At 44.0% G+C, this 12706-nt stretch carries 16 protein-coding genes, 1 tRNA gene and 1 pseudogene; 14 read left to right on the top strand and 4 right to left on the bottom strand.

Annotated features, from left to right (window positions below):
* Positions 1 to 146: 146 nt before the first annotated feature.
* Both lptF and lptG read left to right on the top strand, forming a co-directional pair.
* Positions 147 to 1247: an LPS export ABC transporter permease LptF gene (lptF, locus tag AC3D28_RS09095; RefSeq protein WP_488534581.1), complete on the top strand. Its 1101-nt coding sequence runs from the start codon at positions 147 to 149 to the stop codon at positions 1245 to 1247.
* Between the two features lie 3 nt (positions 1248 to 1250).
* Entirely contained in the window at positions 1251 to 2321 is a 1071-nt protein-coding gene (gene lptG, locus AC3D28_RS09090; protein WP_098414745.1) for an LPS export ABC transporter permease LptG, read from the top strand.
* 47 nt (positions 2322 to 2368) lie between these two features.
* On the opposite strand, the gene AC3D28_RS09085 is transcribed toward lptG, so the two are convergent.
* Positions 2369 to 2848, bottom strand: a complete 480-nt coding sequence (locus AC3D28_RS09085; RefSeq protein ID WP_098414746.1) for an RDD family protein — start codon at positions 2846 to 2848, stop codon at positions 2369 to 2371.
* Between the two features lie 244 nt (positions 2849 to 3092).
* Between AC3D28_RS09085 and AC3D28_RS09080 the strand changes: the two genes are divergently transcribed.
* From AC3D28_RS09080 to AC3D28_RS09040, 9 genes and pseudogenes are all read left to right on the top strand, one after another.
* Positions 3093 to 3758 carry an SDR family NAD(P)-dependent oxidoreductase gene (locus AC3D28_RS09080; RefSeq protein WP_098414747.1) on the top strand — a complete coding sequence of 222 codons (666 nt, stop codon included), beginning with the start codon at positions 3093 to 3095 and terminating at the stop codon, positions 3756 to 3758.
* A 186-nt stretch (positions 3759 to 3944) separates the two neighbouring features.
* A tRNA-Leu gene (locus AC3D28_RS09075) sits at positions 3945 to 4029 on the top strand.
* Positions 4030 to 4246: 217 nt separating this feature from the next.
* Complete coding sequence (locus AC3D28_RS09070) at positions 4247 to 4408, top strand: hypothetical protein (protein ID WP_488534580.1); 162 nt, start codon at positions 4247 to 4249, stop codon at positions 4406 to 4408.
* Between the two features lie 453 nt (positions 4409 to 4861).
* Complete coding sequence (locus AC3D28_RS09065; RefSeq protein ID WP_488534579.1) at positions 4862 to 6430, top strand: ATP-binding cassette domain-containing protein; 1569 nt, start codon at positions 4862 to 4864, stop codon at positions 6428 to 6430.
* Positions 6431 to 6721: 291 nt separating this feature from the next.
* Positions 6722 to 7225, top strand: coding sequence for a GNAT family N-acetyltransferase (locus AC3D28_RS09060; RefSeq protein WP_488534578.1), 504 nt, complete (start codon positions 6722 to 6724; stop codon positions 7223 to 7225).
* 209 nt (positions 7226 to 7434) lie between these two features.
* Complete coding sequence (locus tag AC3D28_RS09055) at positions 7435 to 8670, top strand: tyrosine-type recombinase/integrase (protein ID WP_488534577.1); 1236 nt, start codon at positions 7435 to 7437, stop codon at positions 8668 to 8670.
* 102 nt (positions 8671 to 8772) lie between these two features.
* Complete coding sequence (locus AC3D28_RS09050) at positions 8773 to 9156, top strand: hypothetical protein (protein ID WP_488534576.1); 384 nt, start codon at positions 8773 to 8775, stop codon at positions 9154 to 9156.
* Positions 9157 to 9199: 43 nt separating this feature from the next.
* A complete protein-coding gene (locus AC3D28_RS09045) occupies positions 9200 to 9700 on the top strand; it encodes a hypothetical protein (RefSeq protein ID WP_488534575.1) in 501 nt (166 codons plus the stop codon).
* 100 nt (positions 9701 to 9800) lie between these two features.
* Positions 9801 to 10226 (top strand): annotated as a pseudogene (locus AC3D28_RS09040) (DUF2787 domain-containing protein); the annotation flags it as partial.
* Here AC3D28_RS09040 and AC3D28_RS09035 read toward each other — a convergent pair.
* Complete coding sequence (locus AC3D28_RS09035; RefSeq protein WP_488536076.1) at positions 10219 to 10791, bottom strand: DeoR family transcriptional regulator; 573 nt, start codon at positions 10789 to 10791, stop codon at positions 10219 to 10221. The pseudogene AC3D28_RS09040 and the gene AC3D28_RS09035 sit on opposite strands and share 8 nt — an antisense overlap.
* A 283-nt stretch (positions 10792 to 11074) precedes the next feature.
* On the opposite strand from AC3D28_RS09035, the gene AC3D28_RS09030 reads away from it, so the two are divergent.
* The 3 genes from AC3D28_RS09030 (at position 11075) to AC3D28_RS09020 (ending at position 11632) form a co-directional block, all read left to right on the top strand.
* On the top strand, positions 11075 to 11197 hold the full coding sequence (locus AC3D28_RS09030; RefSeq protein WP_254901957.1) for a hypothetical protein: 123 nt from the start codon (positions 11075 to 11077) through the stop codon (positions 11195 to 11197).
* Positions 11198 to 11212: 15 nt separating this feature from the next.
* Positions 11213 to 11350, top strand: a complete 138-nt coding sequence (locus tag AC3D28_RS09025; protein ID WP_023585706.1) for a hypothetical protein — start codon at positions 11213 to 11215, stop codon at positions 11348 to 11350.
* An 84-nt stretch (positions 11351 to 11434) separates the two neighbouring features.
* Entirely contained in the window at positions 11435 to 11632 is a 198-nt protein-coding gene (locus tag AC3D28_RS09020) for a hypothetical protein (protein WP_069534693.1), read from the top strand.
* Between the two features lie 240 nt (positions 11633 to 11872).
* Here the strand turns inward: AC3D28_RS09020 and AC3D28_RS09015 are convergent, their stop codons facing one another.
* Together AC3D28_RS09015 and AC3D28_RS09010 are read right to left on the bottom strand one after the other, a co-directional pair.
* A complete protein-coding gene (locus tag AC3D28_RS09015) occupies positions 11873 to 12142 on the bottom strand; it encodes a hypothetical protein (protein ID WP_025534411.1) in 270 nt (89 codons plus the stop codon).
* Between the two features lie 34 nt (positions 12143 to 12176).
* Entirely contained in the window at positions 12177 to 12647 is a 471-nt protein-coding gene (locus AC3D28_RS09010; protein ID WP_488534574.1) for a hypothetical protein, read from the bottom strand.
* Positions 12648 to 12706: the final 59 nt, after the last annotated feature.

The raw sequence follows: 12706 nt of genomic DNA, 5'->3' as shown, positions 1-12706 counted from the left end.
TACTTGTTGAAGTTTAGCTCCAAGCTTACATGCAGAGCTGATTAAGCGACTAACATCTAGTTTATAATTTTTTTAAAAATAAATGGTTCAACGGGAAACTATAGTGATTCGACTAAAAAAACAAGTTTTGTATAGGTAATTTCAGCGTGATTATTGTTAGATATTTGATCCGCGAAACACTCAAGAGCCAATTTGCGATATTTTTCGTACTTTTTTTGGTGTTTGTAAGCCAGAAATTCATCAGTGTTCTTGCTGATGCTTCTGACGGGGATATTCCTGCTGGATTGATTTTCTCGATTGTTGGTTTGAATATGCCGGCAATGGGATTATTGATGCTACCTTTGAGTCTGTATATCGGCATATTGATCACGTTTGGTCGCCTGTATGCAGAGAGTGAAATCGTTGTAATGAACGCGACAGGGATTGGTAACAAGTTCTTGGTACAAGCTGCCTTGTATTTAGCGCTGATTACCTCTGCTGTGGCGGCATTTAATGCATTATGGCTATCGCCTTGGTCACAAGATCGTGTTGAGCATCTTTACGAACAAGTGGCGGCTGAAAACAGCGTTGACTTGTTGAAAAAAGGTCAATTCCAAGGTACGCCTGATGGCTCATCAGTTGTGTTCATTGATGACATTAAAGACAATACGTTAAGTAATGTGTTCGTTGCTCAAATGCGTCCACGTGACTCGGTGCTTCCGAGCGTGATGTTCTCATCTTCTGGTGAAGTAAAAGAGTTGTCTGACGGACGCCAGGTCATCACGATGAAAGAGGGGACGCGCTATGAAGGCGTGCCAACTCGCGTTGAATATATGATCACTCAATTTGATGAATACAAAGGCGTGATTGGTCAACGTGAGGTTAAGCAGAAAGGCCGTGACTGGGAAGCGTATCCTACCGCCGATTTGATTGGTCACCCAGGCCCAGAAGCACAAGCAGAATTGCAATGGCGGATCTCGCTGTTTGTGTGCATTCCCCTCTTGACTATGTTGGTGATTCCATTGTCAGCGGTGAACCCGCGTCAAGGACGATTTGCCAAAATTGGCCCTGCGATTCTGATCTATTTGGCATATTTCCTGGCGATTAGTGCGACGAAATCTGCGTTGGAAGATGGTGATCTCCCCGCGGAAATTGGTATGTGGCCTATCAATGCCATATTACTGGTGGTCGCTATCATGGCGAATATGATGGACAGTGTTTTTGCACGACGATTAAAAGACAAATTCCGTAAGAAGAGGCTAGCGTAAGCTGTGTTCAAAATCTTAGATCTTTACATCGGTAGAACCATCATTTCTACCACCGCCTTGGTTTTGGCGACATTTGTTGGCTTGTCGGGCATCATCAAATACGTTGAGCAGCTGCGCAAAGTTGGGCGGGGCGTTTACGACCTGACTCACGCATTGTATTTTGTGTTGTTGAGTGTCCCACGTGATATCGAAATGTTCTTTCCAATGGCAGCCTTACTGGGCGCCCTGATTGGTTTAGGCATGTTGGCATCAAGCTCAGAGCTGGTGGTCATGCAGGCGGCAGGCTTCTCGAAACTAGATATTGGCCTATCCGTACTAAAAACGGCAGTACCGCTGATGCTGATCGTGATGACGCTCGGTCAGTGGGGGGCACCAGAGGCACAAAAAATGGCTCGTGATTTACGTTCTTTTGCGATCTCTGGTGGGAGCATTGTGTCAGTGCGATCAGGCGTTTGGGCGAGGGATGCGAACGATTTTATCTTCATCGGAAAAGTCGAAGATGACAAGCTGTACGCCCTAAACATGTGGCGTTTCGATGACGATAAAAATCTACAAAAAGTGATTTTTTCAGAAGAGGTAGACTACCAGCAAGGCAACAACTGGCTGATGCGCAATGTACAAGTCACGAATATGCAAAATGAAAACGTGATTTCCAAACAAGACCTCGAACAAATGGAATGGCATACGTCACTGGCACCGGACAAACTTGCTGTAGTCACGGTGAAGCCAGAAGAGCTCTCGCTCAGTGGACTGTATGATTACGTAACGTACCTCAAGGAATCTGAGCAAGATGCTTCACGCTATGAGCTGGCATTTTGGCGTAAGCTTACTCAGCCACTTTCTATTGCTGTGATGATGTTGATGGCACTATCGTTTGTGTTTGGTCCGCTACGGAGTGTGACCATGGGGGCGAGGGTATTGTCGGGCGTGGTTGCTGGGTTTACTTTCTATATCTCCAGTGAGTTCTTTGGCCCGTTAAGTTTGGTGTATGGAATATCACCTGTATTTGGAGCTTTGGCGCCGAGTCTCGTATTCTTAGCCATCGCGGTAGCACTGCTGAGAAGAAAGCTATAAACCAAACAAGGAAGGCGCAATGCCTTCCTTTTGGTATTCATGGGCGGCTATTGCGCTTTAGTTAATACCACCACTTTTGTTTTAGCCCAAATATCATGGAAGCCGCGCTTCTGTGGGTCAATGGGCACAGTGAGATTCGCCAAGCCAAAGCCAGAAGTTGCAATACGGATTAAGGCCTGTGTTACCGTAATTGGTGCGTCATCTTTTGCATTACGAACTTGAAGCTTCCAAGCGCGCATACCGAGGGTCTGTCCTGCGCGTGTCCAGAAAAACACAAAGAAGAAAATCCACACAGCCGCGAGGTAAAGCGTAAATAGAGGGCTCAATACGGGGTGCTTTCCTAGCATATCTGCGGCATCCACATATTGGCCATAACTCAATAACCCAGCCGCATTCAGTGCAAATACAACAGCCATGACAATGCCAGCAGCCATCATTTCAATCGCGATAATAATCAATGTGTCATAGACCAAAGCTGCAAGTCGACGAAAGAGACCCGCAGTTTGAAGAGTTGTAGATGTTGTCATGATTCCATCACTTACCTTAAAAATTGTGCGTCAGAATATAGACTACCTCACTATGTGGGAAGAGACCTAACGCACAGAGTGCTCATTTCTGTTGAAATCCGGATGATAATTTGTCACAGATGCGCATCTAAATGCGCTTTATACTTAAAGAATTACGATAGTAGAGTGTGAGCTCATAAGTGTTACGCTACTCAACATCAAAGCTTGTATGCATTAATGAAGGTGAAGAAAAAGAGAGGTAAAAATGATCGTAATTACAGGCGCAAGCCGCGGCTTAGGAGCTGAACTTGCAAAACGTTATGATACTGAAGGTAAGCCAACGTATATTACAGGGAGAGATACAGATAAACTTTCTGCGCTTGCCAATGCACTGCCTAATAATATGGGGTATCAATCCTGTGACCTTGCATCGCATAAAGAGGTGGAACTCTTATTTGATGGTGTAACACATCCCCCTAAAATGGTGATTCATAGCGCCGGAAGTGGCTATTTTGGGCTGTTGGAAGAGCAGGAGCCTGAAGAGATTCAAAAGCTGCTTGATAATAACCTGAATTCTGCGATTTATGTATTGAGAGAGTTAGTAAAGCGCTATAAAGATCACCCAGTTAATGTCGTTATGATCATGTCGACTGCCGCTCAACAACCAAAAGCGCAAGAGTCTACTTATTGTGCAGTGAAGTGGGCGATTAAAGGCTTGGTTGAGTCGGTTCGTTTGGAGCTGAAGGGGAAACCGATGAAAATTATCGCAGTTTATCCGGGTGGAATGGCGACAGAGTTCTGGAAAACCAGCGGTAAGACTTTGGATACCTCCGGTTTTATGCAAGCCAAAGATGCCGCAGAGATGATCCACAATGCCTTGTCGAGTATTGGCAATGGTTATATTTCTGATATTACAGTAAATAGGTTGTAAGCTTGGCTAGGAAGCGAAATTCTGGTTCTGCACTTTTGGAGTAATGATGCGATGCTCTCGACTAATGCTACTGGTCACGTTTTATGGCTAAATTATCAGCAAACGATAGTTATTTAAGACTTTTCTGCTTGCGCAGGTAAAATGCTTCCGTATAATGCCAACCATCGAAGGGCAAAGCCCCAAGATGCCGGTGTGGTGAAATTGGTATACACGACGGATTCAAAATCCGTTGCCTTCGGGCGTGGCGGTTCAAGTCCGCCCACCGGTACCATACAAAGAAAGGTCGCTTTTATAGCGGCCTTTCGTCGTTTAAGGCGTTTGAAAATGCTCGGATTTTCAGTTGCTTACCTCAGTTTTTCTTTTCTGTTATCGACGCTTTTCTCGCTCCAATAGGCTCTCTTTATCCGCCTTAAAATTTCGCTCATGGTTCATATATGGTTCATCGCATGACGATTCTGTGCGCAAAGGAATCCCAGTAAATCCAACAAATGCAAAAAGCAGCCGTCGCACAAGCCAGTATTATCAAGGGCTTCGAGCGAGAAGAACCATGGTACGACCATGGTGACTTTACGGTGCTATGCGGTTTTGGCTTTGCTCTTATGGAACAACTGATCGTTTCGATGGATAGTCGAAAAGTCGGCTTGGGATAGGCGGTTTTGCGGTGTGTTTAGTAAGTGCGTTGGGGATATGATAAATGGTTGTGGCTTTCTGGGTTAATGACAAAGTGCTCTGATTTGGAAATGCCCCAAAGTCATTTAGATTAAATGCTCTATACCATCCAATTTACGTTCATTTCCCCTACCAAAAGTTATCCTAAGGATAGCTTTGTCAGTACTACGTACCTTGACTAGAGAAGAGTGAATACAGTACTCTTTGTCTATTACTTCTTAAGGAGATTACGCCGATATGAACAACTAAACCTGTCATCCATTTTTCATTTTATTTTTGGATTTACAGGGTTAGTAGGCGTAGCTCACTTTCCGATATTTCTCTGCAAGTACATTTGTATAGTTTTGCGCTTAGGTAAGAGCGTGTATTTGTATTGATCTCATCTCTGAATTATCTAGCTGCGGCTGTTGTCCCTGTCATACAGGAGGCAAATCATGCCAGTATTACAGGCTTACAACATAAGTCATCAATTTGATAACGGCGAGATGCTGTTTCAACAATTGTCATGTTCTATGACTAACAATCGTGTCGGCTTAGTTGGCCGTAACGGTGTTGGTAAATCGATATTCGCTTCGGTCTTAAGTGGCGAACAGCAACCGTTAAGTGGAACGGTCACGTTACCTAAGTCACTTGCGGTGTATCGTCAGCAGCCATCTCAGTTGTTATCTGGTGAACTTTCTATTGCCCAGTTCTTGGGTAAAGATGAGGTGCTTAAAGCGATAAAGCATGTTGAATCAGGTGATTGTTCACAGCATTGGTTTGATGTGATTGAGGAGCAATGGGATTTACCCTTGCAACTTCCTCTGCAACTTAAAGAGCTCGGCTTACCACAAGACACTGATTTACCTTGCGCTCAACTCAGTGGAGGACAATTAGCACGATTGCAGCTTTGGCAGTTGTTTGAAAGCAACGTTGAATTACTTATCCTTGATGAACCATCTAACCATCTTGATGCGCAAGCAAAGCGCTGGTTACTGGAATCGATGCGAGCGTTCAAAGGTGCGATTTTACTTGTCAGTCATGACCGAATGTTATTGCGCGAAATGAACGAAATTTGGGAGCTTTCTGGGCTTGGATTACAAGTATTTGGTGGGAATTATGATATTTACGCCAAACAGAAAAGTACTGAGTTACAAGCGGTAGAGCGACAACTTGCGAGCGTTGATAAGCAGAGAAAAAAGCTGGAAATGCAAGCACAGCGAACCCGAGAAAAGGCAGATCAAAGAGCTGAACAAGGTATCAAATTACGCAAAGAAGGTAGTCATGGAACAAGCTTACTTGATTTTAAAAAAGACAAAGCCACAGCACGAGCATCGAATTGCAATAAAAATGAGCAACTTCGTCAAGCTCACCTAAAAGATAAAGAACATTCGTTAAAGGCGAGAAAAGAGCAACTGAAAGGGCAAACGCTCTATCTGCAGGATAGTCTAAGCCGGTCACGTAAAGTGATTTCGATACTTGAAGGGGTTTTACCTTTTGGCAGTAGTAAGACAATCTCGCTGCAAGTCTATGCCAATGACAAGGTGCACCTTGTAGGTAAAAATGGTTGCGGTAAATCAACACTGTTAAAAACTCTGTTGGGTGAGTTGTCGCTGCAAAAAGGGGAACTGCAATTAAATACGCCTTTGTATTATCTTGATCAGCATTTTGGTGTTATTCGACCCGAGTTGTCGATACTGGACAATTTGATACAGCAGTGCAGTGGAGTCAAAGATAGCGATGGCAGAACCTTGCTGGCAGGTATCGGGTTTCGGCGTGATAGTGTATTTCGTTTTGGTAGTATGTTGAGTGGCGGAGAGAAGATGAAGCTAGCCATGCTTATTGTCAGCCATCAACCAGAACAACCTTTTTTATTACTCGATGAGCCAGATAATCATCTCGACTTAGATTCTAAAATGATGCTGGCACAAGCTCTATGTACTTACCGTGGTGGTTTTATTCTTGTAAGCCATGATTATGATTTTGCCCAAGAGTCAGGAATTCAGGTACAAGTCACTTTGTAACTTTCCTTGAATACTCAGCGGAACATAAATGGGGTAACGTGAAGTTGCCCCTTTCCGAGCTACTTCAGTTACACACTAATATCATTTTTTGAGCACTTCCCTTATAAAATGTTATCCGAATGCTGATATTTATTGACCTATGCAGCACTATAAAAAGTCAAGTGGCCTTCAATGCCTAAGCACTTGATTAAAAAAATTAAACTCAGGTAAAGTGATTAGGTTTTGTGATTGTTAATTACACTAGATAGAAGTCTAGGTGGCACTAGATATTGAGAGAAGATGGGAAGTTGTATGCAAATCAGGGAAGTAAGAACGAGTGACGCTCAATCAGTTTTAAGTCTCATGTATCAACTAGATCGTGAGTCGAAATTTATGTTGTTAGAAGAGGGTGAAAGGAACACCACTCTTGAGCAACAAGTAAGAATTCTAGAGTCATTTTGTGAAAGTAATTCTAAGACTATGTTTGTGATTTCAGATGGGCAAGAGGTATATGGCTTTGCTGCTGGCATAGGAAATACCGCTAATCGAAATCGTCACTCCATGTATTGCGTCATGGGAATCAAGCAATCAGCTTCAGGGCGTGGCTATGGCAAGCAATTGCTGGAACACTTAGAAGCTTGGGCTTTAACTCAAGATTTTACAAGGCTAGAGCTAACGGTCATGTGTCACAATGCAAGAGCATTTAATCTTTACAGCAAACATGGTTTTGAAGTTGAGGGGACCAAGCGGAACTCTTTGAAAGTTGACGGTCAGTATGTTGACGAATTCTATATGTCAAAACTGCTCAGAACCTAACGAGCATTTGATGTTTCAAGATACTTACTCTAATGGACATAGACTGAGGTAAGGTTGAAAGCCTAGCTCGTTTATGTCCAAAAACGAGCTAGTTCAGTCCAATCGGTCATTGTTAGCACCAAGTGGCTCTTTCATACAGATCTCACCCGTAACAGAGACTCATTCAAACACATATTAACTAATTGAATATCTAGTTAATGGAGGTTTGAATGAGTAAATCACAGCGACTCACCACCACTTTCCTCAACAACCTTAAACCCAATCCGGCTAACGCTAAATCCACCGATTACGAAGTTAATTTATCTGCTATGAAAGACAGTGGCTTACCTACTGGTGTTCGCTGCTTAGTAGGTAAGTCCGGCGGTAAACGCTTCCTGCTGCGTTATACCAGTCCGGTAACAGGTAAGAAGGCATCTATTGGTCTTGGTAAGCATCCTGAAACCGATCTTTCTACATTGCGCAAAACAGCCAAAGAGTATCGCCAGCAAATTATTGAAGGCGTTGATCCCAAGCTTGAACGTGACAATCAGACGACCGAGAAGACGATGACTCTAGAACGGTTCTTTGATGAAGTGTACCTGCCACTGGCTAAACAGAAACGCAGTTGGAAGGATGATGTCGCTCGGTTTCGTTTAGCAAAGTCGATACATCATATCTCAATTCATGACCTAACCGCCGCCGATATCATCAAAGTCCAAATGGAGATGCAAAACGCCGTTACGATTAAGGGTAAACCGTATGCTCCTGCTTCGATTAATCGCGTTTTAGCTCTATTGAAAACGGTCAATCGTCAAGCATACAAGTTGATGGACGCTCCGCTCATTGCTGACAAGGTGAGCTTGTTGAAAGAGGATAACGTGCGTACTGGTTACTTGTCCGAATCGCAGCTAAAGGAGTTCATCGGTCACGCTCTGAACCATGAAGACAAAAGTATTGGCGCGTACCTAGCCTTGTTGTTTTTGACTGGCGCGAGGGATAAAGAGCTGCGTTTGCGCTTGAAATCCGATGTGAATTGGGAGGAAAAAACACTCACTATTCCGCATACGAAAAACGGTAGTAGCCACGTTTTATTCCTAAGTGATTACATGCTTGATATTTTGAGGTCGGTGCCTCATGTGGCGAATAATCCGTATCTCTTTCCTGGACGCAAAAAGGGTAAACCAGTAGGGCAACCTAGGCATGCTTTCAAGGCTATTAAAGCCAAGATGGGACTGCCCGACATACCCGGTGATAAAGCGAATCTAACCTTGCACAGTGCTCGTCATACCGTTGGGTCGCTTTTGGCGTCACAAGGAGTCTCGTTACACGACATAGCCAAGCAGTTGAATCACGCTGACCTTTCATCAACAAGGCGCTACTCAAAATTGACTGTAGGGCGTCGGAGGGATATTGGCTCTCGTTTATCGGATATGGTGACTGCGAAGCCAGAGATACGTTGGGAATGAAGAAGTTAGGTTTAACCAATTAATTTAGAAATGACATTAGAAAAGCCCCTGTTTAGCGACGAGCTAAACAGGGGCTTTTTCATTATTAAACGGAGATTAGAAATGAAAACAGTAAACAAGTTTGAAGACATTCAATCATTACCAATGCCTGATGGTGTGAAAGCAAAACTGCTCGAACACCTGATAGAGTCATTCGGTGATGAAGAAAGCACAAAAACGTTTTGGGATGAGGTCGGTACGACCTTGTACTTGATTGAGGAGTCCGATACCGACGAAACCTTGAGTGAAGAATCTGAGGAAGATCTGCACTTCCTTCGATTTGTATCTAACTACCCAGAATGGGTGCTGTTGTTAAACGACGATGACTGTCCTTGGTTGCTGGCGGTCGCCATAGTGACCATGGAGGGCTCAGGTGTGTACTGCTGCGCTCCAATGAACAGTCCAACGTTCCCTGTCGCCAAGTTAGCTGACCAAGCTGAATCTTAAAACCAAATAAACCTGAACAATTCCATCTTAAAGGAGGTGCCCTATGGCACGTAAACCAAGCAATAATCAAGCAGCCGTTCTACCAGAAGTTGTAGAAGGCAATGAACAAATCTCGGTCACTGACGATCAACAAGTAGATCATTTCACTAATATCGTGCGCGAGGGTAAAGCGAAGAAGTTAAGTCCGAAAACAGAGAACCACGTGTTCTATGAAATAGCCATTCATGATGAAGAAAACGAGCTCTATATCCGTATGACTGGAAATCAGGGCTCTGGACTGCATAGTAAAGAGATGATCCCGCTTAAAGATATCACCGCTGTACTAGATGTTCAGGGTGATAAGCCGTTCAAGAGTTCTGTGCTGAAGTGTGTATTTTCTGGACAGTCAGCGAACAACGCGGGTTTTATGGCAGCTTGTTGTAGGGGGCTTGGTCTTATCATCCAGTCGGAGAAATCAGTGTTTCTCCACGTTCTAGCGCCAGACTACGTAACGATTCGAGAGGAAATCCTGTCTCTAGTGGATTCTGAAGCTAAAGCTGAATAACCCCAAAACCACATCAAGCCTTACCCACTAAGCCTATTCTGGCTTTCATACCGAGCACTTAACAAGAGTGCATCCCTAACAAACTAAAAGAGATTTTATTATGAACTTAACTTTTGACGTTGAGCGATTACTGCTGCCTGTCAGTGTCGATCTTCAAGATGCTTTAAACCGAGTGATCAGCGAATCAGGCAAATGGACACCCATGATCCAATCGGTGGTGATCAACTTCCGAGATACAAGCTACAGTGCTGAGTCTGGCGGTTGGCACCCTGTTGAAATCAGGCTTGTTCGCCTCTACGACCAGTGGATTTTTGATTACATCACTGACTTTGCGTATTGCGGTGTTCCTTATCCCGAACTGGTTAAAGAGGTGGATTTTAACTTCTCATCTGGAACAGCCAGTTTTTCCTATGTTCCAGAACTGCCAATAACAAGTAGTGAGGTAATGGAGTTCTACTCGATGTGGGAATCCAACTTTCTTAGCTACGTGGAAATGGGCGTGTTCGATGAGATAAAAGTCACTGTACAAGCACCTCAGCATCATCCGGAGTTAGCCACTCCATCCCTTGTTTATGTATCTCCTCGTGGACCTTTTGATTCGGTTTGTATTTATCTTCCCGGCGGTGAATTCGTGAAATATTTGGTAATCGGTACGAATGTAGCTGGTCACAGTAGGTCGCAGCGAGGAACCATATACCACGGTCGTTAACCAAACGATAACAGTGGACAGATTCAAACGTTTTGCCATTGTAAATAAGGTCAATAACAGAGTGAGTGGTAATAACTTCGGTCAGTTGTCTAAACAGCGCATCGAACTTCTCCATGGGTTCGGAGCGTGGGTTCTTAAACAGAACGGGAGTGTGACCGTTGAACTTGTAGTGATTAGGTAGTAGCGCGGACAACCCCGTATCGTGCAGTACCTTGTTGGTATTCGCATTACCATTATTTCGAGTTACTGGATCTAACCGATAACCCTCATTGGTGCGGATAATTGGAGCGTTGACGAGCCTTTCATTGAAATCGCGTCTCAGGGTTTTCTCGCTTACCTGATAATCCGCGACCAACTGCTCAGGGGAGAGCACTTCTCCCATAAACAATCTCGTCAATATGTCACCTAGCCTTAAAGCTAGCTTTTCACTCTTATCGCTCATACTACTAGCGTACGGTTTCCCTTGGACAGGTTGAGGGCAAAACATTTTTAAATGTTTCTAACCGTCACGCACTTAGATTTGGCATAGCTTTCATCGGATAAGGTAGGGCAATGACGATGACTATTTTCACACTCATTCTGCGGTCTTGGACATACCCTGTCCGAGCGGAGTGGGATACTACACAACGTAGATTTACTACAACGTCAATTAAAGGAAACAAGTAATGCAAGTGACATTCATTAAGCCGCTTATGGCATCAGGTTACTCATGCCGCTCTTTAGGTTGTCCCGGTTGGGTCACCAAGGGTGGGTCATGCGATACGTGTGGCGCAATGGATTACAGTTAAGAAGGAGTATTCGTTATGGGCGGTTGGACAGAAGACCAAGGTGACTATGATGATGGCACAGAAGATTCTGGCTTCAGTCAGGACTTCGACATGGAACCGGGCGACGATGGTTGGCTCGGCGGCGACTTCATGGCTGATGATGACGATGATTAAGTCCCATCACTAAATTAGGCTTATCAACAAGGGCGATATCGAAAGGTATCGCCCTTTTCTGTATTTATAGAAAAGGAAAACATTATGACGAAAACACATTTTCACTCTAACCCTCAGCAGCGCTGGTTTAAGCCGAGCGCGTCAACAGGTGTTCAATTCGCGAAGTACGGTGCCACACTCGGTACCCGCTATGGTCCACAGGGTGTCGTTCTTGGTGGGGCGATCGGGTTTGTCGCAGGTGCATTAATCGGAGGGGCATTGGATGAACTAGATGTTATCTAGTAAAGGAAGAAGTAGGGGGGACTCTGCTTCTTTTTTATTGGTGGGTTCGAGCTGAAATTATGTCGTTTCAAGAATGGAAAGCAGAAGGTCGAAAGGTGCTTGCTAACGTCCGTCAACAAACACCTTTCAGATAGGGCATGGAAATTCTTGCATGAAATAATCGCTAAGGTCTGGGCAATTTATTTGATAAAAAACGTACTATTAAAAAACTATTAAGTAGTGAGAGTAACTGGTAACACGTTAGTGACCAGTGACTTCGCTAATGACCTGCTTCAAGCGCTTCGCTGTCTCCTTGTAACCGAAAGAATCGCGTTTAGTGTCATAGTCGTGCACCAGCGCGGTTTCAAGCTCATCAAGGATTTGATCCCAGTGTTGGATCTTGCCACCTTTCGACTCGATATTCTGACCAACTTTACGAACCTCACGAAGGCGAGTTCGGCGGTTCTGGTTAGTGCGATTTGCTTCAGCGGTGAAAGCATTAACGATTAAATCATAGATAGACATGTTCATAATTTATATTCCAATAGTTAAGTAAAAGATGCAGTTAAACTGCGCTTTGATGGAAGTCCCAGTTAGGTTTGTAACGACGGGACGGTGATGAGGCTGCTGTAGCCTTCAGAATTTCCTGTTTAATCATTAACTGTGTATCTAGATCATCACAGGGAATAAATGAAAGAATCCGGTTACCTTGAGTTCTCAGGATAAGTCCTTGATATTTTTCACTAAGGTGACATTCATATCCTAGAATGGCATTTTTCCGCACCCAACTACCTGTTGGGAGAGTTATCCAGTAATTCGCGTCTCGGATACAAAACTTCTCAAGGTCAGCAAATAGCGTATCGAGATTTTGCTCACTTTCTTCATCTTTAAGAGTTAAATGAGCTAGCTGTTTACCGCTCGCTGCTCTGACACTGACATTTCCATCAGTGATATTGATTGATGCCAAGATACTCGTTGACACCTGTAACTTGACACTGAATAAGTTCACCGTGTTCTTTTTTACTTCGGTTGCCATGGGTGTTCCTTAATAGTCGATAGCAAAACCGAAACGTCATAATGTCGTTTCGGTAACAA

Source organism: Vibrio sp. TAP-3B, assembly GCF_057784735.1.
This window is presented reverse-complemented; position numbering and strand designations above follow the sequence as displayed.

Excerpts from the sequence above, each read along its gene's own strand:
- AC3D28_RS09080 (WP_098414747.1), top strand. The coding sequence starts at position 3,093 with ATGATCGTAATTACAGGCGCAAGCCGCGGCTTAGGAGCTGAACTTGCA.
- AC3D28_RS09015 (WP_025534411.1), bottom strand. The coding sequence starts at position 12,142 with ATGAACATGTCTATCTATGATTTAATCGTTAATGCTTTCACCGCTGAA.
- AC3D28_RS09010 (WP_488534574.1), bottom strand. The coding sequence starts at position 12,647 with ATGGCAACCGAAGTAAAAAAGAACACGGTGAACTTATTCAGTGTCAAG.
- AC3D28_RS09025 (WP_023585706.1), top strand. The coding sequence starts at position 11,213 with ATGGGCGGTTGGACAGAAGACCAAGGTGACTATGATGATGGCACAGAA.
- AC3D28_RS09085 (WP_098414746.1), bottom strand. The coding sequence starts at position 2,848 with ATGACAACATCTACAACTCTTCAAACTGCGGGTCTCTTTCGTCGACTT.
- AC3D28_RS09030 (WP_254901957.1), top strand. The coding sequence starts at position 11,075 with ATGCAAGTGACATTCATTAAGCCGCTTATGGCATCAGGTTACTCATGC.
- AC3D28_RS09065 (WP_488534579.1), top strand. The coding sequence starts at position 4,862 with ATGCCAGTATTACAGGCTTACAACATAAGTCATCAATTTGATAACGGC.
- AC3D28_RS09055 (WP_488534577.1), top strand. The coding sequence starts at position 7,435 with ATGAGTAAATCACAGCGACTCACCACCACTTTCCTCAACAACCTTAAA.
- AC3D28_RS09035 (WP_488536076.1), bottom strand. The coding sequence starts at position 10,791 with ATGGGAGAAGTGCTCTCCCCTGAGCAGTTGGTCGCGGATTATCAGGTA.
- AC3D28_RS09060 (WP_488534578.1), top strand. The coding sequence starts at position 6,722 with ATGCAAATCAGGGAAGTAAGAACGAGTGACGCTCAATCAGTTTTAAGT.
- AC3D28_RS09020 (WP_069534693.1), top strand. The coding sequence starts at position 11,435 with ATGACGAAAACACATTTTCACTCTAACCCTCAGCAGCGCTGGTTTAAG.
- AC3D28_RS09070 (WP_488534580.1), top strand. The coding sequence starts at position 4,247 with ATGCAAAAAGCAGCCGTCGCACAAGCCAGTATTATCAAGGGCTTCGAG.
- AC3D28_RS09045 (WP_488534575.1), top strand. The coding sequence starts at position 9,200 with ATGGCACGTAAACCAAGCAATAATCAAGCAGCCGTTCTACCAGAAGTT.
- AC3D28_RS09050 (WP_488534576.1), top strand. The coding sequence starts at position 8,773 with ATGAAAACAGTAAACAAGTTTGAAGACATTCAATCATTACCAATGCCT.